This window comes from Marivibrio halodurans (genome assembly GCF_017963645.1).
In the GTDB taxonomy this organism is placed as follows: domain Bacteria; phylum Pseudomonadota; class Alphaproteobacteria; order UBA8366; family Aestuariispiraceae; genus Marivibrio; species Marivibrio halodurans.
Map to the genome: position 1 here is coordinate 61696 of NZ_JAGMWN010000005.1, position 20298 is coordinate 81993.

Annotated in this window: 17 protein-coding genes; 6 read left to right on the forward strand and 11 right to left on the reverse strand. The window is 67.4% G+C overall.

The genetic code is table 11. From position 1 onward, the window contains the following. Positions 1 to 94: 94 nt before the first annotated feature. From KAJ83_RS11565 to fabI, 4 genes are all read right to left on the reverse strand, one after another. Positions 95 to 1480 carry a tetratricopeptide repeat protein gene (locus KAJ83_RS11565; protein ID WP_210682238.1) on the reverse strand — a complete coding sequence of 462 codons (1386 nt, stop codon included), beginning with the start codon at positions 1478 to 1480 and terminating at the stop codon, positions 95 to 97. A 382-nt stretch (positions 1481 to 1862) separates the two neighbouring features. After that, positions 1863 to 2762, reverse strand: a complete 900-nt coding sequence (locus KAJ83_RS11570) for a GNAT family N-acetyltransferase (protein WP_210682239.1) — start codon at positions 2760 to 2762, stop codon at positions 1863 to 1865. Between the two features lie 18 nt (positions 2763 to 2780). Further along, positions 2781 to 3902 carry a chorismate synthase gene (aroC, locus tag KAJ83_RS11575; protein ID WP_210682240.1) on the reverse strand — a complete coding sequence of 374 codons (1122 nt, stop codon included), beginning with the start codon at positions 3900 to 3902 and terminating at the stop codon, positions 2781 to 2783. 54 nt (positions 3903 to 3956) lie between these two features. Further along, positions 3957 to 4817: an enoyl-ACP reductase FabI gene (fabI, locus tag KAJ83_RS11580; protein ID WP_246484465.1), complete on the reverse strand. Its 861-nt coding sequence runs from the start codon at positions 4815 to 4817 to the stop codon at positions 3957 to 3959. A 234-nt stretch (positions 4818 to 5051) separates the two neighbouring features. Between fabI and KAJ83_RS11585 the strand changes: the two genes are divergently transcribed. Beyond that, positions 5052 to 6467: a YihY family inner membrane protein gene (locus KAJ83_RS11585; protein ID WP_210682241.1), complete on the forward strand. Its 1416-nt coding sequence runs from the start codon at positions 5052 to 5054 to the stop codon at positions 6465 to 6467. Between the two features lie 16 nt (positions 6468 to 6483). Here KAJ83_RS11585 and KAJ83_RS11590 read toward each other — a convergent pair whose 3' ends face one another. Genes KAJ83_RS11590 through purS form a run of 3 tightly spaced genes read right to left on the reverse strand, consistent with a single transcriptional unit; the run spans position 6484 to position 7865 of the window. Continuing rightward, positions 6484 to 6873: a DUF2237 family protein gene (locus KAJ83_RS11590; protein WP_246484466.1), complete on the reverse strand. Its 390-nt coding sequence runs from the start codon at positions 6871 to 6873 to the stop codon at positions 6484 to 6486. A gap of 27 nt (positions 6874 to 6900) precedes the next feature. Further along, a complete protein-coding gene (gene purQ, locus KAJ83_RS11595; protein WP_210682242.1) occupies positions 6901 to 7596 on the reverse strand; it encodes a phosphoribosylformylglycinamidine synthase subunit PurQ in 696 nt (231 codons plus the stop codon). A 26-nt stretch (positions 7597 to 7622) separates the two neighbouring features. Then, the gene (purS, locus tag KAJ83_RS11600; protein WP_210682243.1) at positions 7623 to 7865 is read right to left on the reverse strand and encodes a phosphoribosylformylglycinamidine synthase subunit PurS; all 243 of its coding nucleotides are present in this window, start codon (positions 7863 to 7865) and stop codon (positions 7623 to 7625) included. 192 nt (positions 7866 to 8057) lie between these two features. On the opposite strand from purS, the gene KAJ83_RS11605 reads away from it, so the two are divergent. After that, positions 8058 to 8915, forward strand: coding sequence for a CE1 family esterase (locus KAJ83_RS11605; protein WP_210682244.1), 858 nt, complete (start codon positions 8058 to 8060; stop codon positions 8913 to 8915). 201 nt (positions 8916 to 9116) lie between these two features. Here the strand turns inward: KAJ83_RS11605 and KAJ83_RS11610 are convergent, their stop codons facing one another. Both KAJ83_RS11610 and purB read right to left on the reverse strand, forming a co-directional pair. Then, positions 9117 to 11249: a tetratricopeptide repeat protein gene (locus tag KAJ83_RS11610; protein WP_210682245.1), complete on the reverse strand. Its 2133-nt coding sequence runs from the start codon at positions 11247 to 11249 to the stop codon at positions 9117 to 9119. Positions 11250 to 11274: 25 nt separating this feature from the next. Then, a complete protein-coding gene (gene purB, locus KAJ83_RS11615) occupies positions 11275 to 12588 on the reverse strand; it encodes an adenylosuccinate lyase (RefSeq protein WP_210682246.1) in 1314 nt (437 codons plus the stop codon). Positions 12589 to 12764: 176 nt separating this feature from the next. Here purB and purL point away from each other — a divergent pair, with 176 nt between their 5' ends. Genes purL through grxD form a run of 3 tightly spaced genes read left to right on the forward strand, consistent with a single transcriptional unit; the run spans position 12765 to position 15706 of the window. Continuing rightward, on the forward strand, positions 12765 to 15038 hold the full coding sequence (gene purL, locus KAJ83_RS11620; protein ID WP_210682247.1) for a phosphoribosylformylglycinamidine synthase subunit PurL: 2274 nt from the start codon (positions 12765 to 12767) through the stop codon (positions 15036 to 15038). 33 nt (positions 15039 to 15071) lie between these two features. Beyond that, positions 15072 to 15308, forward strand: coding sequence for a BolA family protein (locus KAJ83_RS11625; RefSeq protein WP_210682248.1), 237 nt, complete (start codon positions 15072 to 15074; stop codon positions 15306 to 15308). Positions 15309 to 15367: 59 nt separating this feature from the next. Beyond that, the gene (gene grxD, locus KAJ83_RS11630; RefSeq protein ID WP_210682249.1) at positions 15368 to 15706 is read left to right on the forward strand and encodes a Grx4 family monothiol glutaredoxin; all 339 of its coding nucleotides are present in this window, start codon (positions 15368 to 15370) and stop codon (positions 15704 to 15706) included. A 112-nt stretch (positions 15707 to 15818) separates the two neighbouring features. Here the strand turns inward: grxD and KAJ83_RS11635 are convergent, their stop codons facing one another. Together KAJ83_RS11635 and KAJ83_RS11640 are read right to left on the reverse strand one after the other, a co-directional pair. Next, complete coding sequence (locus tag KAJ83_RS11635; RefSeq protein WP_210682250.1) at positions 15819 to 16973, reverse strand: pyridoxal phosphate-dependent aminotransferase; 1155 nt, start codon at positions 16971 to 16973, stop codon at positions 15819 to 15821. A gap of 3 nt (positions 16974 to 16976) precedes the next feature. Beyond that, entirely contained in the window at positions 16977 to 18653 is a 1677-nt protein-coding gene (locus tag KAJ83_RS11640; protein WP_210682251.1) for a gamma-glutamyltransferase, read from the reverse strand. Positions 18654 to 18759: 106 nt separating this feature from the next. Here KAJ83_RS11640 and KAJ83_RS11645 point away from each other — a divergent pair, with 106 nt between their 5' ends. Further along, positions 18760 to 20133 (forward strand): M48 family metalloprotease, encoded by a 1374-nt coding sequence (locus KAJ83_RS11645; protein WP_210682252.1) that lies wholly within the window; start codon positions 18760 to 18762, stop codon positions 20131 to 20133. Positions 20134 to 20298: the final 165 nt, after the last annotated feature.

Here is a 20298-nt window from a genome sequence, read left to right on the forward strand (position 1 = left end):
GATCCTATCCCCCAAGGCCGCCTATCACGGCGCCCACCGGTCATGCGCCGTATCGGATTGGGAGATGCCGCATGGCCGACCACCGGGCAAGGGGTCATGCAGTCGCGGTTGCGCCGTCCGCCCTCACCTCCCCCGTATCGAGCGCCCGGCAGCAGGCGAGGGTCCAGCGCTCCTCCGGCCGGGCGGCCAGCCGCTCGGATATCAGGGCGCGGGCCAGCGCGTCGCGCCCATCGGCGAGCGCCGCGCTCAACAACAGCCGCTCGAACACGTCGCGTTGGGCGTGGCTGCCGCCGATACGCAGGATTTCGGCGCGGGCGGGCAGTAGATGATCGACCGCCTCCCCCGGGCGGCCGGCGCGGCTGGCGCGCACCGCCTTGACGATGGCGGCACCGGCCGCCCGCCAGACATGCGCGAAGGTGGTGTCCGGATGCGCCCGCATATGGGCCGCCTGAGCCGCTTCCAGCCGGTCCAGCGCATCGGCATGCCCCTCGCCGTCCCCGCCGTCGCCCGCCAACGCCATCGCGAAATGGCAGGTGGCGAAGACGAGGGCGTGCTCCTCCACCCGTTCCGCCGACAGGGCGGCGACCGGCGCCCAGCGGTCGCCGACATCGACGCCCTCCTCCTCCAACCGCCAGAGGAGGGAGGCGGCGTTGGAGATATCGAGATAATCGCCCGCGACCTCGGTCCAGATATCGCGGTCATGGATATCCAGTACGTCGTCATGCAGACCGAGGTCGAGCGCGAAGAGCGCCCGGTGCCAATGGGCATGGTGCTTGAAGTTATGAACGCCCGCCCATTCCCCCTTGAGCACGTCGAGCCAGCCATAGCCCTGGCCGGAATGGCCCTGCATCTCCATGACATGGGCGACGGCATGGGCGGCCCAGATATCGGTCGGGTCGATTTCGATGGCGCGGCGCCCATGGCGCTCGGCCTCGGGATAGTGCCCCGCCTCCTCCAACGCGAAGGCGTAGGAGCCGAGGAGGTAGCCATAGCCCGGCATCGCCTCGGACCAGCCATGCAATGCCCGGGCGATGCCACCGCGCATCGCGGACGGTTGCCCCAGATAGAAGCGGTTGAGCTGCGCCAGCTTGATCGCGAACAGATCGCGCGGATGATCGATCAGGATCGCCTCCCACGCATCGCAGGCGGCACCCAGATCGCCCGCGACATAATGGCCGAGCGCCCCGGCATGCGCGCGTTCGCGCGCCGTCGTCTCGCCCGCCGCGATCACGGCCGATAACTGCGCGTGCGTCTTGGCGGCGGCCGCGTCCATCTTCGCGGTGGCGAACATCTTGAGGAAGGCCGTCTTGGCGGCGAGCGCCATCGGCATCTCCGCGTCCGCCTCGAAGACCGTCTTCATGCGGTCGCCGATATCCACGCGCATGCCGCAATAGGCCAGGATCGCGCCATCCAGCCGCGCGACCGCCGCCGCGTCGGCCGCCGTCACGTCGTGTCCCCAGCCATCCTTATGCAGTGCCATGCGCGTTCCGCTCCCTCGGGGCCCGGGTCGTCGGTCGGCCCGGCCGTCGCGGGGCCAGTGTAACCGTCGGGGCGCCGCGGGGCCACCATCCCCCTATCGCGCCCGTGCTAGAGCATGATGATTTCATATGGACCCATCCGAGATCTTTTTTCCGGGTTTCCGGCAAGAAGAGGACGCGCGGGCGATGTGGGTCATCGTCAAGCGGCCTCGACGCGGTCCGGGAGCCCGGAAAATCGACCGAAGGCGCCGCTTTCGGCTCCCCTGGGGCATGGGGGCCAGCGTCGCGCCGCGCTTCCGATGCCCCGCATCGCCGCGCGCGGCGCTCCTAGCCCAAGAAACCGAAAGCGGCGTCTCGGGCGGGTCCATATGAAATCATCATGCTCTAAAGAAACGCCTGCGCCGCGATCGCGGCATAACCCGCCCAACCACCGGCCGGCAGGGCCGTCATGCCGCGCGCCATAAGCGGCGGCCGGTCGGCGACCCGGAACCCCATGCCCTGCAAACCGTCCGAAAGAGCCGTATGTCCGGCGGGTACGTCGATGCGCAAGGGGCCTTCATGCCCCGCCGCCAGGGCCGTGCTGAGTGCCAGCGCCGCCCGATCGTCGTCCGCCGCGATCGGACCCAGGATCAGCAGATCGCCCTGCCGCACGGCAAGCCCGTAGCCCGCGAGTCGGCCGGCCGCATCGAACAGGGTCGCCGCGCCCGCGGCCTGGGAAATGCGATGCTTCAGGAACCCGTCGCGCGCGCCGCCGAAAACCCGACGGTCGAGCCGCAGGACCGGGATCAGATCCGCCATGGCGATATGCGGGCCGAGGCGCCACCCCGCCGGCAAGGCCGGGGATGCGGTGGGAAGCGGCCCGTCATGCAGCAGTTTCTCCAGACGGCCCACCGTCGCGAAGCCGAGACGGCGATAGAGCGGCTCCCCCTCCACCGTGCTGGCGAGCAGGACCGGCACCCCGTCATGCGGCCGCGCGGCGAGGCAGCGTTCCACCACCCGCCGGCCAAGACCCCGCCGCCGCGCCCCGGACGCCACCATCACCATGCCAAGCGCGCACATACCCTCGCCATAGGGGAAGAGCGCGGCGCAGGCCAGGATCGGCGCGCCCAGGCCGCCGCCTTCCGCGCGAACCCCGTAGACGATGCCGGAAAGCAGGATCGTGCGCCAATCGACCTCGGTATGCGGCCAATCGAGCGCGGTGCTCAGGTTCAGGAGCGCCTGCAAATCCTCGAAACCGAGGCGCGTCGGTTCATCCGCCAGCCCGCCGCCGGGAATTGGCGCCATCGCTTACTCCCGGGTCCGTTACGCGCCGAGCGGCGGGGTGGGCGGAAGCGGCGCGCCGCATTGCGCGCGATGACGCATCAGATGATCCGCCAGGACAAGGGCCATCATCGCCTCCCCCACCGGGACGGCGCGGATGCCGACGCACGGGTCGTGGCGGCCCTTCGTGACGATCTCCGTCTCCTCACCGTCGCGGGTAACGGTCTCGCGCGGTTTCAGGATGGAACTGGTCGGCTTGACCGCAAAGCGGGCCACCACGGGCTGGCCGGTCGAGATACCGCCCAGGATGCCGCCCGCCTTGTTGGAGCGGAAGATCGGATGGCCGTCATTGCCAATGCGGATTTCGTCCGCGTTCTCCTCGCCGCTAAGCGCGGCGGCCTCGAAGCCGGCGCCGATCTCGACGCCCTTGACCGCGTTGATCGACATCATCGCCGCCGCGATGTCGGTGTCGAGCTTGCCATAGATCGGCGCGCCCAGACCCGGCGGCAGCCCCTCGGCCACCACCTCGATCACCGCGCCACAGGAAGACCCCGCCTTGCGCACACCGTCGAGGTAATCCGCCCAGCGTTCCGCCGCCCGCGCGTCCGGACAGAAGAAGGGGTTGGCATCCACCGTGTCCCAGTTCCAGTTACCCCGGTCGATGCCGTGCGGCCCCATCTGGACCAGCGCCGCGCGGATGGAGATCGCGCCCCCCTCGATCCCCGTTTCCAGCACCTTGCGCGCGACCGCGCCGGCGGCGACGCGCATCGCCGTCTCGCGCGCGGAGGAGCGCCCGCCGCCGCGATAGTCGCGGATGCCGTATTTCATGTCATAGGTATAGTCGGCATGGCCCGGCCGGAACTTCGGCGCGATGTCGGAATAATCCTTGGAGCGCTGATCGACATTGCGGATGACGAGGCTGATCGGCGTGCCGGTGGTCATTCCTTCGAACACGCCCGATTGGATTTCGACGGTATCGGGCTCCCGCCGCTGGGTCGTGTATTTCGACTGGCCCGGCTTGCGGCGGTCGAGATGATGCTGGATATCCGCCTCCGCCAGGGGGATGCGCGGCGGGCAGCCATCGACGACGCAGCCGATGGCGGGCCCGTGACTTTCGCCCCAGGTGGTAAAGCGGAAAAGCTGGCCGAACGTATTGGACGACATGTGGTCTCGCTTCCGAAGGCCGGGGACCGCCCCTTCCCTCAGGCACCCCGCGGATCAGCCGTTGCGGCGCAACCCCTGCAGCAGTTCGGAAATCTGGTCGGCCGCGTCCTCGCGCACCATGCCGACCGTGTGGTAGCCGCAATCGACGTGATGGACCTCCCCCGTCGCGCCGGAGGCGAGATCGGAGAGGAAATAGAGGCCCGCGCCCCCGACCTCGTCGATCGTGACGTTGCGGCGCATCGGGCTGTTGATCTCGTTCCACTTCAGGATATAGCGGAAATCGCCGATACCGCTCGCCGCCAGCGTCTTGATCGGGCCCGCGGAGATCGCGTTGACCCGCACATTGCGCTTGCCGCAATCGACGGCGAGATAGCGCACCGAGGCCTCCAGCGCCGCCTTGGCCACCCCCATGACGTTATAGTGGGGCATCACGCGCTCCGCCCCGAAATAGGTGAGCGTCAGGATCGAACCGCCTTCCGACATCAACGGCATCGCGCGCTGGCAAAGCGCCGTCAGGGAATAGCAGGAGATATCCATCGTGCGCAGGAAATTGCCGCGCGTGGTCGCCAGATACTCGCCCTTCAACTCGTCCTTGTCGGAATAGGCGATGGCATGGACCAGGAAGTCGATCTTGCCCCAACTCCGCTCCAGCGCCTGGAAAACCGCGTCGACGCTTTCCTCGTCGGTCACGTCGCAAGGCAGCACCATGTCCGGCGAGCATCCGAGGCTTTCCGCCAGCGGCACCACCCGCTTCTTCAGCGCGTCGCCCTGATAGGTGAAGGCGATTTCCGCGCCCTGCGCGGCGATCGCCTTGGCGATTCCCCATGCAATCGATTTATCGTTCGCGACGCCGAGGATGACGCCCTTCTTACCGGCCATGAGCGTGCCCGATTGAATGGGCCCGGAACCGTCCATGCCGAAACTCTCCCTGGAAGCGACGCCGCCCAGCGAACCGGCGGCGAAATGTGAACCTTAGACTGGTATCCCGGCCGATTCCATCGGCACGACCCCCCAAAATCCGGCACCCGGGCCGGAAGCGCGCACATCCTACACGATGGTTCCGGGCGGTCAAAGCCGGCGTGGACGCATTGGGCAATCGGTTGAAAAGAGCCGACTCGCACCAATCCTCTATGCTATGGGAAACGGGCGATGATGGACGAACCGACATCCCCGCCGCCGGCCGGCAAGCAGCCGCCCGAGAAGGCACCGAACGCGGTCAAGGACACCGCGCGGTTCCTGCTCTATGCGGCGGAAAGATTCGCGCGCGATGGCTGCCCGCAGCGCGCGGCATCGCTGACCTTCACCTCGCTGCTGGCGATGGTGCCGCTGCTGGCCGTCAGCTTCGCGATCTTCGCCGCCTTCCCGGCCTATGATTCGCTGCAAGTGAAGGTCCAGGATTATATCTTCGAGAATTTCGTCCCCCAGGTCGGCACCCAGGTTCAAGGCCATATCCAGACCTTCATGGCCCAGACGGGGAAGTTGAGCGCGGTCGGCGTCGTTTTTCTGGCGCTCAGCGCGGTACTTCTCCTCTCCAGCATCAACGGCACGCTCAACACCATCTGGCGCGCGCGGCAAACACGCGGGCTGGTGATGCGGCTGATGGTTTTCTGGTCGGTGCTGACATTGACGCCGTTGCTGTTCGGCGCGTCGATCTCGCTGTCCAGCGTGCTCTTCGCATTGGCCCAGGCAAGCGGGGTGGAAAGCGTCACCGGCAGCCTCGCGCGGTTCGCCTTCGCGCTGCCCTTCCTGTTTCAGGCGGCGGGGCTGACCGTGCTGTTCCTGGTCATGCCGGCGGCGCCCGTCCGGCGGCGCGACGCGGTGATGGGCGGGCTCGTCGCCTCGGTCCTGCTGGAGGGGCTGAAGCAGGGCTTCGCCTTCTATGTCACCAATTTCCCGACCTACGAGACGATCTACGGCGTCATGGCGACGATCCCGATCTTCCTGATGTGGGTCTATCTGAGCTGGATGGTGATCCTGTTCGGCGCGGAGGTCGCCGCCGGCCTGCCGGAATGGCGCACCGGCGCGCGGCGGCTCGGGCGGGAGGGATTGTCGCCCATACGCCGACTAACCGCCGCGCTCGCGGTCCTGCGGGCACTTTCCCAGGCGGCCCGCGCCGGGAAGAGCCTGAGCGACCGGAATCTCTCGCGGGCCTGCCGACTGGGGCCCGACGCACTCGGCTACGCGACGCGGCGCCTCGACCAGGACGATTATATCGCGCGCACCACCCGCAACCAATGGGTCCTGAGCCGGGATCTGGAAACGGTCACCCTCGCCGATCTGCATCGCGACCTCGATCTCGGCCTCGGCACCGGCATCCCACGCGTGCATCTGCGCACCGCCTGGGGGCAACGATTCGCCAAGGCGGTGGACGGGCTGGAAGCGGCGGAGGATGAAATCTTCGCCATGCCGCTCAAGCAACTGCTCGCCCCACCGGCGGTGGGGGAGGATCGCGTTCACGCCCCCGGCCCAGAGGACGAGGATGTGGAGGATCGTATCGCGCGAAAGGGCTTCAACGCCCGTGTGCTGGCCCTGATCGGCCTGGGAACCTTGGGGCAGGCCGGTTAATCTTGGCGTTCCCCCGTCAGATCAGGTCGGCGGCGTGGCGCTTCAGATCGTCGATATCGACGATCTCCAACGCCTTCTCGTTGGTCGCCAATAAATTGACCTGAGGGGCGGCATTGGCCTCGAACGCCTGCTGCCAGCGCGCGGCGCACAGGCACCATTGGTCGCCCGGCCGAAGCCCACGAAAGCCGAAATCCGGCATCGGCGCGGACAGGTCGTTGCCACGCGCGGCGCTGAAGGCCAGGAATCGTTCCGTCATGATGGCGCAAACCGTGTGGGAGCCGATGTCCTCCACCCCGGTATTGCAGCAGCCGTCGCGGTAGAAGCCGGTTACCGGATCGACGGAGCAGGGCATGATCGGCTCGCCGAAGACATTGCGCTGACGGTCGTCGTTCGCGGCACGCATCATCCGGCGCCCTTCGGCCCATCCCCCGCGCTATGCGCTCACCAATGCCTCGGCCACGCTCTCGAACAACGGCATGCCTTCGGTCTTGCCGAGACCCGCGTCGGTCGCGTCTTCCGGATGCGGCATCATGCCCAGCACGCGCCCCGTCGTGTCGACGATACCCGCGATATTTCGGCGCGATCCGTTCAGGTTCGTCGTCGCGTCCACCCTGCCGGCGGCATCGCAATAGCGGAAAACGATGCGCCCCTCGCCCTCCAGACGGTCGAGCGTCGCATCGTCCGCGAAGTAATTGCCCTCGTTATGGGCGACGGCCACCTCCGTCACCTGACCGGGCGTCAGGCGCTGGGTGAAGGGCGGCGCGCAACGCTCCGCCTTCAGGTGGGTATATTTGCAGATGAACTTCAGCCCGGCGTTGCGCAACAGCGCGCCCGGCAGCAACCCCGTCTCCGTCAGGATCTGGAAGCCGTTGCATACGCCGAGCACCGCCACGCCGCGATTCGCCGCGTCCTTGACCGCGCGCATGATCGGCGAATTGCCGGCCATCGCGCCGCAGCGCAGATAATCGCCATAGGAGAACCCGCCCGGCACGACGATCAGATCATACCCGTCGAGCGCCGTTTCCCGGTGCCAGACGATGTCGGGGCGACGGCCGGAAGCGCGCTCGATCGCGTCGGCCATGTCCTTCTCGCGGTTGGTGCCGGGGAAGAGGATAACGGCGGATTTCATCGGCGTGGCGCTCCCGCTTGCGGCCTTCAGGCCTCGATCTCGATGCGGTAGTTCTCGATCACGGTGTTGGCGAGAAGCTTGCGGCACATCGCCTCGACCTCGCTCTCCGCCTTCGCCTCGTCCTCCGCGGCGAGGTCGAGTTCGATCACCTTGCCCTGACGGACCTCGTTGACGCCGTCGAAGCCGAGACCGCCGAGCGCATGCTCGATCGCCTTGCCCTGCGGGTCGAGGACACCGGGCTTAAGGGTAACGAAGACTTTGGCTTTCATGGCGGCGCCCTTCGCGGATCGGTGAGGAATGTCGCTGTCCCGGGCCGAATAGCCGATTCGCCGGGGATCGCGTGGCTTTTATCAGCCACCCGCCCCCCGGGCAACAGAGCAAGCGGCCACCCTTGTCCCGGAGGCCGATGCGCGCCACTGTCCTTCCTGGGAGGAGCCCGAACGAGAAAGGGGAACGCCGTCATGATCGCGCGTTGGATCGCGGCCTGCGGCATCGCCGTCCTGACGATGGTCATTCCACCGGCGCATGCCTGTGGCCCCGACAGCGATTGTCGGCTGGACAACGGACGGACCTATCGAATCGCCATGCCGAACGCTACGGGCGCGGAGGGGGGCGACCGCGGACCCGTCGGTGCCATTCTCTATGTCCACGGCTATAAGGGAACAGCCGCCGGAAGCATGGGGAATTCTGGATTGCGCGCCCTCGCCCGGTCGCTCGGCATCGCCTTGATCGCCGCGAACTCAGACGGCGGCGACTGGCCGCTGCCGAATTCCCCGTCCGTCCTGCGCGGCGAGACGACGGCCGACCTCGACGGCGCGTACGATTATTTCGAAGCCGTGCTGGCGGACGCGGCCGACCGTTTCGGCATAGATCGCGACCGCGTCATGATCTCCGGCTTCTCTGCCGGCGCAATGATGGTCTGGTGGCTTGCCTGCGAACGCTCGAACCTCGCCGTCGGATTCGCTCCCGTCAGCGGCACTTTCTGGACGCCCGTTCCGGAGGATTGTCCGGCCGAGCCGGCCCATCTCTTTCATACCCATGGGAGCGCCGACCCGGTGGTGCCGCTGGGAGGACGGCGAATCGGCCCGGCCAAACAGGGCGTCGTTCGCCAAGCGGTCACGATGTACCGCGCCGCCGGAGGCTATCGCTTTACCCGTCGCTTCGAACAGGGCGACCTGCGGTGCGAGAGATGGCGCAACCCGCGGCGCAAGCTGCTCGATCTTTGCCTCCACGACGACGGGCATCGCCTCGACCCGGAACATCTGCGACGCGCCTGGACGGTCTTGGAGAAAACGGGAGCGTTCTCTCCCGAACGCTAGAGCATGATGAGATCATATGGCCCCATCCGAGATGCCGCTTTCGGTCGATTTTCCGGCCCCGGACCGCGTCGAGGCCGCTTGACGATGAACCACATCGCCCGCGCGCCCTCCCCCCATGGGGCCATGGGCCGGAAACCCGGAAAACGATCGCGGGTGGGTCCATATGATATCATCATGCTCTAGAACCCGGCGCGCGCCGTCCTATCGGATCGCATTCGGCATCAAGGGTTGCGCCCTTCCGCCTGGGGCACCCCGAGAGCCCTGCCGCGCGGGCGGCGACGGTTCCTCTGGCCGCGTCTCGCCGGGCGCGGAACCGGGCTCCCCGGAACCATCCTGCTCAACCGGCGGCTCCTCCTCGACGGCCTCCTCCAGCGCCGGCGCCTCACCCAACGGCGAGGGCGGCGTTTCCGGCGGGGCCGTGGTGACGCCGAGGTCGGTGCGTCCGGCATCGCCCACGATTTCCAGCAGGTCGGATTCCGGCGCGGCCATGGCCACCGCGACGGCGGCGAGGCCGGCGGCCCGCGCGCTCGCCTCCTCCATCTGCTGGGCGGCGCGGATGGCGAGGTCGGTCTCGCCTAGGCGTGCGGAGGCCGCGGCCACCCGTGTCAGCGAGCGATAGCGCGGAGCGAGGAAACTGCCGTCGGAGGCGCGGATCGGGTAGTCCTCGGGTCTCGGCGGCGGAATGCGCGCCGCCGTATCGAAGGCGGAGAGCAGATCGCCGGCGGCGATCTGGGCCAGTGCTATATCCTCCAGCGCCTCCTGGAAGCCCGGTTGGTCCTTATTCTCCCAGGCGGTGCGGTAGGCCGCGCTAATGGTCTTCTGCGCATTCTCGATCCGTCCGCGTTGGGCTTCGGCGATGGCGATCTGGATCAGCGCGCGCACCTTCTGGATATCGCCGGGGATGAGATCAATGAGATCCCGGGCACGGGCGAAGATCGCGGCGTCGGCCTCCGGCTGCCCGGCACGGGTTTGTGCCTGCAGCACCTGACGCAAGGCCTCCGGCAGGAAATCGAGGATCGGCTTGTACCCGGTCGATTCCAGGGCACGGGACAACAATTCGCTCGCCCCCTGCGGATCGCCGTTGAGGCCGCGGTTCATCGCGACCGGCCCGAATATCTGGGCACGCAGACCGACATAGGGGATGTAGTCGGTGAGGATCAGCGCCTCCTCGTACTTCCCCTGGCCGAGCAGGATCTTACCCATGGCGAGCATCGCGCGCGACTGGCGCAGCTTGTCCGAAATCCGGCCGGCGGCGGTGAAGGCATCGGCAAGGCGGCCGACCTTCGCCAGTTCCACGATCAGATGTTCCAACGCGTCGGCGCGCGCGGCCATGTCCTCGATCCGATCCGTCTCCTCCTGGGCGAGACGGAAGAGCGGGACGGCGCTATCGAGATCCCCGGTCTCCCCACGTGCCCGCGCGACGGAGGCGATGGCGCGGGACCGCGCGGCGCCCTCCGGGATCAGGCGGACGATCTGCATCGCCTCCTCCGCGTCCTCCCCCTCGATCATGGCGCCGGCGAGCATGGCATAGGCGTCGAACCGTCCGCTGTCGGGGCCGGCCGCGATGCGTTCGCGCGCCGTCTCGAAGCTCGTACGCGACCCGGCGACGTCCCCCGCCGCGATTTGCGCGCGGCCGATCTCGATCAACAGATGCGCGGTCTCATGCTCGTCCCCCTCGATCCCGCGCGCCTGTGTGAAAGCCTCCTGCAACAGCGCGCTCGCCGCGCGACGCGCCTCCTGGGAATTGTCGAGCGCCGTCAGCGACGCGCTCGCCGTTTGTTGCAAGGCGCGTACACGGAATTGCGGGTCCGGAATCAGCCGGGCCGTTTCGATCGCCCCTTCGCGATCGCCCAATTCCGCCTGATGCACGGCGATGAGGCGCAGCACCTCGCCACCGTCGCGTATGCGCCCGGCGTCGAGCCCGGAGAAATTGCCGCTCGCGCGGCGCAGCAAGTCCCGGGCACTCTCATCATCACCACGGGCATGATCATGGCGCGCGATGGCGACGAGCGAGCGACCGGACCAGATGGGGTCGTAGATGCGGGTAACCTCGTCCACCGCCTCCGCCCGCTCATCGCGCGCGAGGCGGGCACGCACGATGCCGTTCAGTGCCTGGCCCGTCTCGTCCTCCCCCTCGATCGAAATGGCGAGGAAACGAAGACGCGTGAAGGCATTGCTCAACACCTCCCGCGTGACGGGATCGAGCGATAGCGGGTTGAAGGAATCGGCGAGTTGCGCCCGAGCCACCCCGCCCAGCGGCGGAGCCGCCAGCGTCAGGACCCCCACCGCCCCAATGGCAAGGCTATGGACGAGCGAGTGGGTAAGCGACCGCATGCCCCGGCCGAGGCCGGCGCGGCACCTACCCCTCGGCGAAGACCCGAGCGAAAATCGTCTCCACATGCTTCATGTGGTAGCCGATATCGAACAGCGCGTCGATTGCTTCTTGTCCGAGCGGACCGGAGACTTCCGGGTCGGCCTTAAGCAGGTCCTGGAAGCTCGTGCCCGTCCGCCAGCTTTCCATCGCGTTGCGTTGGACGAGGCGATAGGCGTCCTCGCGGCTGACACCGGCCTGGGTCAGGTTCAGCAGCACGCGCTGGGAATTGTGCAGCCCGCCCAGCTTGTCGAGATTCTCCTGCATCTTTTCCGGATAGACGACGAGCTTCTCCACCACCCCGGCGAGCCGGCCCAGCGCGAAGTCGAGCGTCACGGTCGCATCCGGGCCGATCATGCGCTCGACCGAGGAATGGGAGATATCCCGCTCATGCCAGAGCGCGATATTCTCCAACGCCGGCACCGCATAGCCGCGCACCATGCGGGCGAGACCCGTCAGATTCTCCGTCAGCACCGGGTTGCGCTTATGCGGCATGGCGCTGGAGCCCTTCTGCCCCTTGGAGAAGAACTCCTCCGCCTCGCGCACCTCGGTGCGTTGCAGGTGGCGAATCTCGATGGCGAGGTTCTCGATCGAACCCGCGACGACCGCCAGCGCGGCGAAGAACGCCGCATGCCGGTCGCGCGGGATGACCTGGGTCGACATCGGCTCCGGCTTCAGGCCGAGCTTGTCCGCGACATGCACCTCCACCGCCGGATCGATATTGGCGAAGGTACCGACCGCGCCGGATATGGCGCAGGTCGCGACCTCCGCCCGCGCGGCGACCAGCCGGTCGCGGCCGCGCTTGAAGGCGGCGTAATGACCGGCAAGCTTGAGGCCGAAGGTCGTCGGTTCCGCATGAATGCCGTGGCTGCGGCCGATGCAGACGGTTTCCCTATGCTCCTCCGCCCGCGTCTTGAGGGCGGCGAGCAGCCGGTCGAGATCGGCCAGCAGGATATCGGCGGCCTGGGTCAACTGTACGTTCAGGCAGGTGTCGAGCACGTCGGAGGAAGTCATCCCCTGATGCACGAACCGCGCGGGCTCGCCCACATGTTCCGCCAGTTCGGTCAGGAAGGCGATGACGTCGTGCTTCGTCTCCGCCTCGATCGCGTCGATGTGCTCGATGCGCGCCTCGGTATAGGGCTTGTCGCCCTTCTCCCACACGGCCGCCGCCGCCTCTTTCGGGATCACGCCCAGCCCCGCCAGCGCGTCGCAGGCATGCGCCTCGATCTCGAACCAGATGCGGAACTTGTTGGCGGGCTCCCAGATGGCCGTCATCTCGGGCCGGCTATAGCGCGGAATCATGGGGCGGAACCTCCTTCGGAAGCGCGGATGGGCGTGCGGGCGGGTTCTAGCCCCCGCATCGGGGGAGGGCAAGCGGCGGGCTGGAATCGCCCTCCCGCTTTGACCTCGTCATCGAACCGGAGTATTGAGCGCGCGAGCGAGCGTCACCCCGTCCATCCGAAGGATCGCCCCCGCCCATGAGCGACAGCGCAAGCACCGCCCCGCGCGCCAATCCCGAGATCGAGATCACCGACGACATCGTCAAGGAACACGGGCTGACGACGGACGAGTACCGCACGGTGCTCGACATCCTGGGCCGTGCGCCGAACCTGACGGAACTCGGCATCTTCTCCGTCATGTGGTCGGAGCACTGCTCCTACAAATCGAGCCGGGTCTGGCTCAAGACCCTGCCGACCAAGGGGCCCCAGGTGATCCAGGGGCCGGGCGAGAATGCGGGCGTGATCGATATCGGCGACGGCGAGGCGGCCGTGTTCAAGATCGAGAGCCATAACCATCCGAGCTTCATCGAGCCCTATCAGGGCGCCGCGACCGGCGTCGGCGGCATCCTGCGCGACGTCTTCACCATGGGCGCGCGCCCGATCGCCAGCCTGAACGCGCTGCGTTTCGGCGATCCGGACCACCCGAAGACGCGCCATCTGGTGTCCGGCGTGGTTGCCGGGATCGGCGGTTACGGCAACTGCATCGGCGTGCCGACGGTCGGCGGCGAGGTGAATTTCCACAAGGCCTATAACGGCAATATCCTGGTAAACGCGATGACCGTCGGTCTCGCGAAGGCGGACAAGATCTTCTATTCAGCCGCCGCCGGCGTGGGCAATCCGGTGGTCTATGTCGGCTCCAAGACGGGGCGGGACGGCATCCATGGCGCCACCATGGCCTCGGCCGAGTTCAGCGAGGATTCGGAGGAGAAGCGCCCCACCGTCCAGGTCGGCGACCCCTTCACGGAAAAGCTGCTACTGGAAGCGTGCCTGGAATTGATGGCGACCGACGCGATCGTCGCGATCCAGGACATGGGCGCGGCCGGCCTGACCTCCTCCTCCGTCGAGATGGCGGACAAGGGCGGCGTCGGCATCCGTCTCGATCTCGACCGCGTGCCGATGCGCGAGGAGGCGATGACGCCCTACGAACTCATGCTCTCCGAAAGCCAGGAGCGCATGCTGATGGTGCTCAAGCCGGGCCGGGAGGATGAGGCGCGCGCGATCTTCGAGAAATGGGAACTCGACTTCGCCGTGATCGGCCAAGTGACGGAAAGCGGCGCGCTGGAGCTTTTCTGGCATGGGGAGCCGGCGGCCGCGATCCCGGTTTCGCCGTTGGTCGATGCCTCGCCGATGTATGAGCGGCCTTGGGAGCCCACCCCGCCGCGCGCCCCCATCGCCCCGGCGGAGGTTCCGGCGCCCGCCGATTACGGCGCGCTGCTGCTCGACCTCGTGGCCGACCCGGACCTCGCCTCGCGCCGCTGGATCTGGGAGCAATATGATCACTTGATCCGGGGCGAGACGCGCATGCCGCCGGGCGCCGCCGACGCGGGCATCGTGCGTCTGCCGAAGGAAGGCACCGCGATCGCCGAACGCGGCCCCGCGAAGGCGCTGGCGGTCACGACCGACTGCACGCCGCGCTATTGCCTCGCCGATCCGGAGGCCGGCGGCAGACAGGCCGTGGCCGAGGCTTGGCGCAACCTCACCGCGACAGGCGCCACGCCGCTCGCGCTTACCAACAACATGAATTTCGGCAATCCCGAGCGCCCCCGCATCATGGGGCAATTCGTGGGCTGCGTGCGGGGGATGGGGGCGGCGTCCTCCGCGCTCGACTTCCCCGTCGTCTCGGGCAATGTCTCGCTCTATAACGAGACCAATGGCGAAGCCATCCTGCCGACGCCCGTGATCGGCGGCGTCGGGCTCCTCGCGGACGCGGACAAGGCCGTCGGCCTCGCCCTTCCCGGCGCGGGCTATCGCCTCTATCTGGTGGGGGAAACCGCCGGGTGGCTCGGCCAGTCCATCTACCGCCGACTTGTCGAGGGGGTCGAGGACGGTGCCCCCCCGCCGGTCGACCTGACGGTCGAACGGCGCAACGGCGACTTCGTGCGCGACCAGATCAAGAGCGGCCATATCGCCGCCTGTCACGACCTGTCCGACGGCGGCTTGGCCGTGGCACTGGCGGAGATGGCCATGGCGGGCGGCGTCGGCGCCGCCATCGCGGTGGAGGATGCCGCAGACACCCTGCCGCCACACGCCTGGTTGTTCGGAGAGGATCAGGCGCGCTATGTTCTCGCGGTGGCGGCACCGAATGCGGCCGCGGTCGAGCAGGCCGCCACCGGCGCGTCCGTCCCGCTCGTCGCGATCGGCGAGACCGGCGGCGACGCGTTGAAGCTGGGCGGGCTCGCCACCATATCGGTCGCGGCGCTCGGCACGGCGCATGAGGGGTGGCTGCCCACCTATATGTCCGGCGAAGGCTGAGCACGCCGACGCGAAAGGGAGAGAGACAAGCCCATGCCGATGAGCTCGGGGGAGATCGAACGCTTCATCAAGGAAGCCCTGCCCGACGCCGAGGTCGTGATCAACGATCTGCGCGGCGACGGCGACCACTATGCCGCCTTCGTGAAGTCGGCGGAGTTCAAGGGCAAGAGCCGGGTGCAGCAACATCAGATGGTTTATCAGGCGCTGCAGGGCCGCATGGGCGGCGAACTGCACGCGCTGGCGCTTCAAACGGCGGTGCCGGAAGACTGAGCGCGCCCAACCGGAACAGCAGCGGCCCGATACCGGGCCGGGACGAGGAGACGAGAGACATGGACGAACAGGTTCGCGAACGCATCCAGGGCGAGGTCGACGGCGGCGATGTCGTCCTCTTCATGAAGGGCACCCCGGTCTTCCCGCAGTGCGGCTTCTCCGCCGCCGTGGTCCAGGTGCTCAATCACCTGAACGTGCCCTTCAAGGGGATCAACGTCCTTGAGGACGATTCGATCCGCCAGGGTATCAAGGATTTCTCCAGCTGGCCGACGATCCCGCAGCTCTATGTGAAGGGTGAGTTCGTGGGCGGCTGCGACATCATCCGCGAGATGTTCGAGACCGGCGAGCTGGCCGAGATGCTGCAGACCAAGGGCGTCGACGTTCAGCTTCAGGCCTGACGCCCGCCGGTCGCTATCGATCCGATAAAGCGCGCCCCGCCGCTCCGCCCCCTACTTCCCAACCGGGATAGGATGCGGAATGGCGGGGCGTTCGCGTTTCGGAGACTTGGTGTTATACCCGCCAGGCCTTGAGCGCCTCGGCCGCCGCCGCGCATTCCTCCGTGCTGCCGGCGAAGGAGAAGCGCATGGTCCGGTGCCCCCGGGCGGAATCGAAATCCAGCCCCGGCGTCGCGGCCGTCCCGGTCTCCGCCAGGATGCGCGCGCAGAATTCCCGGCTGTCGTTGGTCATGTCCGAGATATCGGCATAGAGGTAGAAGGCCCCGTCACTCGGCGCGATATTGGTGAAGCCGGCCTTCGGCAGTTCGTCGAGCAGCAGCGCGCGATTTTCCCGATACCGCTTCACGTTCGAGCGTAGTTCGTCATGGCAGTCGAAGGCCGCCGTTGCCGCGATCTGGCTCAAGGTCGGTGGCGAGATGAAGAGATTCTGCGCCAGGCATTCCACCGCACGCTGCAGATCCGGCGGCACGATCATCCAGCCGAGACGCCACCCCGTCATGCAGAAATATTTCGAGAAGCTGTTCACCACGATCGCGCTCTCGGAAAGCGAGGCGGCGGTGGCCGATTTGAAGTCGTATTCCAGCCCGTGATAAATCTCGTCGGAGATGAGCCGGATGCCCTCCGCGTCGCAATAATCGACCAGCCGGCGCATCTTCGTCTCGTCCAGCATGGTTCCGGCGGGGTTGGACGGGCTGGCAACGATCAGACCGGCGATGTCGCCGCCCGCCCGCGCCTCGTCGATTAATTCCGGGGTCGGCTGGAAGCGGTGTTCCGGTCCCGTCTCGATCTCCACCGGCACAAGGCCGAGCGCCTTCAGGATATGGCGATAGCAGGGATAGCCCGGCGAGGCGAGCGCCACCCGGTCCCCCGGATCGAAGGCCGCCAGGAAACCGAGGATGAAGGCCCCGGTGGACCCGGTGGTCGCGAATATCCGATCCATCGGGATATCGAGATTGTAGAAATGCGCGTAGTGGGCCGAGATCGCCTCGCGCAGTTCCGGAATCCCCGGGGATACGGTGTAGCCGAGCTTATCCTCCTGCAATGCCTGATGGGCACGGGCGATGACGCCCGCGGGCGCGGAGGTGCTGGGTTGGCCGACCTCCAAATGATAAACCGCTTTCTCCTGGGCCTCTCGTTCGGCCGCGGCCATCATCACCTCCATCACGATGAAGGGAGGGAGAGTGCCGCGACTGCCGACTTTCAAGGTCATGGATCAGTTTTCCTCGCTTGGCGCGCTCACGGACAGACCGAAGCCGCGCGGGTCGTGCGCGACCGCGCACAAGGAGTCGTATTGGCTGTCCGGCAGGCCATATGGACAATGGATGACGTTCGCCCGCGCGGGCCAGATCGTCTCCTGTACTTGATGGTTGGCGCGGCGCAGCGCCTCGACCGTCTCCGGCGCGCCGCGCTCGACCACGGCGAGCGACGGCTGGTCGAAGCCCAGCACCCGTTTCGCCGCCACCGCGTCGCCCGGCTTCTCGCCGCGCAGGACGACATCGGCGGCGATCTGATTGACCGTGGCCTGACTGAAGACCCCGCCATTCGCGGCGACCGCGAAACGAAAGGCGAAGGAGCCCGCCTCCACCCCGATCGCCGGGCCGAGGGCCAGCGTGTTGCGGCCATGGCCGGTGGGCGCGGCGGCCGGGATGATGCCGGTGCCGGGCGCCGCGCGTCCGATACCGAAGGGATAATAGTTGGTCAGATCGCAAGCGACCGCCATGCCGTCGCGATCGACCACGACGAAGCCGGTTCCCGCCGGGGCCTCCACCATGTCGAGGCCGGCACCGCCCCCCGCGCCCCCGGGCGCGAAAGCCGCGTTCTGATCGTAGCCGGCGAACAGATCCTCCAAATGCGCCTGGGCGACCAGCGCCCGCCAATCAGGCCGCGCGAAATAGCCGTCCAGCCATTGCCGCCGGTCGGCGAGCGCGCGGCGCGACGCCTCGACCAGCAGATGGGGGCGCTCCGACGGGTCCGCCTCCGCATAGCGATCCTCGGCTCCCAGCATGCCGAAGACCTGGGCCTCCACCACCCCGGCCTGGGCGGGTGGCGGGGCGAAATGCATCTCCACCTCGCCCTGGGGCATCACGACCGTCGTGCGCCATTCGGGGATGAATTCCCGCAAATCCTCGCGCGTCAGCGTCCCCCCGACCTCGCGATAGGCCTCGACCAGCCGGTCGGCGAAATTCCCGGTATAGAGCACGCCACCGCCCTGCCCCCGGATGCGGCCGAGCGTCCCGGCGAGATCGATCTGCTGGAACCGCTCCCCCTCCGTCAGGGGTTGTCCGCCCGGACCGGAAAAGACGCGGCGCAGGGGCTCGTCCCGGAACAACTCGGGCGCCGCGGGGGCGAGTTCGGTGGTGAAGGCCCGGCTCGCCCGATGGCCGAGACGGGCAAGCTGCTCCGCCGGCGCGACCAGCAACCGCCAATCGAGCCGCCCATAGCGGGCATGCAGCGCGACCAACCCGCGAACCAGACCGGGCACCGCCGTCGGGCGTCCTCCCGCCGGCCCGCTTCCCGCGCCGGGCGCGAAATCCAGCGCCTCCGTCACGCCCAGCGTCGCGTCATGCACCACGCAACTGCCGCCCCCACCCAATGTGATGGCGGACGGATAGGTGACGGAGAGCGCGAGGCTGATCGCCGTCGCCGCGTCGGCCGCCGAGCCGCCGGCCGTCAGGACGTCCCGGCCAACCAGGGCGGCGTTGGGCTCATCGACGGCCAAGCCGCCATAAAACCCTTGAATATAGCCGACCTCGCCGAAAACGCTTTCTTCCTCATCACCCGCGCAGCCCGCGAGCGCGCCGGCAAGCGCCACGACGAAGGCCAGGGATAGGGAGTGCGAGATCCGGGAGAAAAAAGGGGCGATACTGGGGCGCTGTTTGCGACGGATCATCAGACTCACTAGATTAGGTGGCGGACAAGGACGGGACGGGACCAAGAGGCCCATGCATCTTTCTACCCTGTACCACATCTCAGTCAAACATGCATGGCCCCGGCGGATGGGGACGATCGGCCGCATCCGTCCCGTCCGCGCGTTCCTCATGGGATTGCTCGCGCTCTGCGCGGCGACGGTGACGCCCGCCTTCCAGGCCGCGGCGCAAGGGCGGGATTTGCGCTTTATCCGCGATACCGAGATCGAGAACGCGATGCGCGTCTATCTGGCGCCGATCTTCGATGCCGCCGGGCTGGACCCCGCTTCCGTCAAGATTCACCTGATCCAGGACGATGCCATCAACGCCTTCGTCGCCGGGGGAATGAACATCTTCATCCATACCGGACTCCTGATCCAGGCCGACGGGCCGGACGAGGTGATCGGCGTGCTGGCTCACGAAGTGGGCCACATCACCGGCGGTCATCTGGCGCGTTTCCAGGAAAACGCGGCGAACGCCCAGATCAAGGGACTCGCCGCGATGATCCTGGGCGGCGCGGCGGCGATCGCGGCCGGCGAGGCGGGCGGCGTGCAGGCCGCGACCATGTTGGGCTCGCAGATCGGACGCCGCTCGCTCCTCAGCTATACCCGTCAGATGGAGCGCTCGGCCGACCAGGCGGCGATGGAATTCCTGCATCAGGCCGGCTTCACGCCGGAGGGATACCGGGACATCCTGGAAAAGCTGGCGAACCGCGCGAAGCTCTATAGCGCGAACGCCAACCCCTATGAGCAGACCCACCCGGTGACCGAGGATCGTATCGCCTTCGTCGAGAACCAACTGGCCAACTGGCCGACGGACGCGCCCGGCATTCCAAAGTCGTTCTACGACCTTCATGAACGGGTGCGCGCCAAGCTGATCGGCTATCTGGCGGAGCCCGAACGGGTGCTGGAACAATATCCGCCGTCGCAAACGGATCTGAAATCACGCTATGCGCGGGCGATTTCTCATATGCGCGCCTATCAGCGCGAGGATGCGCTGGAACTCGCCAACGGCCTGATCGAGGACTTTCCGAAGGACCCGTTCTTCCGCGAACTGAAGGGCGATATCTATCTCAATACCGGCCAAGTGCGCGAGGCGATCGAGCCTTACGAAGAAGCCATCGAGATGTTGCCCTGGGCCGCGCTGATCCGCATCAATCTCGCCCGTGCGCTCCTGGAAATGAACGAAAGCCAGTACGAGGAACAGGCGCTCGACCACCTGACCAAGGCGCGCCGTTACGAGCCGGATTCCTCGGAGCTGTGGCGCCTGACGGCGGCGGTTCAAACACGGCTCGGCAATAGCGGCCAGGCGGCGCTTGCCCAGGCCGAGCGCGCCTTCCGGAGCGGCAGCAGGCCCGAGGCCAAGACCTACGCCGATCGCGCCATGGTGGAACTGCCCGAAGGGTCCGCCGGATGGCTGCGGGCGCAGGATATCTCGCTGCAACTCGAAAAAGCGTCCGAGTGACCGCGCATCCCGTCTACTCCCGGTTTTAGGGCTGTCTTGGGGCGGTCTTGGCCGCATCCGCTCAAAGCCGCGTGATCGGGAGAGGATCGAGATGCTTTTTCCTTGGCCCGCGCCACCGGCCCGCCTAGCCTGCGCATCCGCCTAGCCTGCGCATTCGCCGACACG

What these genes read in the sequence shown, in the direction of transcription:
- KAJ83_RS11565 (WP_210682238.1), bottom strand. Translation starts at nt 1,480, where the DNA reads ATGGCACTGCATAAGGATGGCTGGGGACACGACGTGACGGCGGCCGAC.
- KAJ83_RS11570 (WP_210682239.1), bottom strand. Translation starts at nt 2,762, where the DNA reads ATGGCGCCAATTCCCGGCGGCGGGCTGGCGGATGAACCGACGCGCCTC.
- aroC (WP_210682240.1), bottom strand. Translation starts at nt 3,902, where the DNA reads ATGTCGTCCAATACGTTCGGCCAGCTTTTCCGCTTTACCACCTGGGGC.
- fabI (WP_246484465.1), bottom strand. Translation starts at nt 4,817, where the DNA reads ATGGACGGTTCCGGGCCCATTCAATCGGGCACGCTCATGGCCGGTAAG.
- KAJ83_RS11585 (WP_210682241.1), top strand. Translation starts at nt 5,052, where the DNA reads ATGATGGACGAACCGACATCCCCGCCGCCGGCCGGCAAGCAGCCGCCC.
- KAJ83_RS11590 (WP_246484466.1), bottom strand. Translation starts at nt 6,873, where the DNA reads ATGATGCGTGCCGCGAACGACGACCGTCAGCGCAATGTCTTCGGCGAG.
- purQ (WP_210682242.1), bottom strand. Translation starts at nt 7,596, where the DNA reads ATGAAATCCGCCGTTATCCTCTTCCCCGGCACCAACCGCGAGAAGGAC.
- purS (WP_210682243.1), bottom strand. Translation starts at nt 7,865, where the DNA reads ATGAAAGCCAAAGTCTTCGTTACCCTTAAGCCCGGTGTCCTCGACCCG.
- KAJ83_RS11605 (WP_210682244.1), top strand. Translation starts at nt 8,058, where the DNA reads ATGATCGCGCGTTGGATCGCGGCCTGCGGCATCGCCGTCCTGACGATG.
- KAJ83_RS11610 (WP_210682245.1), bottom strand. Translation starts at nt 11,249, where the DNA reads ATGCGGTCGCTTACCCACTCGCTCGTCCATAGCCTTGCCATTGGGGCG.
- purB (WP_210682246.1), bottom strand. Translation starts at nt 12,588, where the DNA reads ATGATTCCGCGCTATAGCCGGCCCGAGATGACGGCCATCTGGGAGCCC.
- purL (WP_210682247.1), top strand. Translation starts at nt 12,765, where the DNA reads ATGAGCGACAGCGCAAGCACCGCCCCGCGCGCCAATCCCGAGATCGAG.
- KAJ83_RS11625 (WP_210682248.1), top strand. Translation starts at nt 15,072, where the DNA reads ATGCCGATGAGCTCGGGGGAGATCGAACGCTTCATCAAGGAAGCCCTG.
- grxD (WP_210682249.1), top strand. Translation starts at nt 15,368, where the DNA reads ATGGACGAACAGGTTCGCGAACGCATCCAGGGCGAGGTCGACGGCGGC.
- KAJ83_RS11635 (WP_210682250.1), bottom strand. Translation starts at nt 16,973, where the DNA reads ATGACCTTGAAAGTCGGCAGTCGCGGCACTCTCCCTCCCTTCATCGTG.
- KAJ83_RS11640 (WP_210682251.1), bottom strand. Translation starts at nt 18,653, where the DNA reads ATGATCCGTCGCAAACAGCGCCCCAGTATCGCCCCTTTTTTCTCCCGG.
- KAJ83_RS11645 (WP_210682252.1), top strand. Translation starts at nt 18,760, where the DNA reads ATGGGGACGATCGGCCGCATCCGTCCCGTCCGCGCGTTCCTCATGGGA.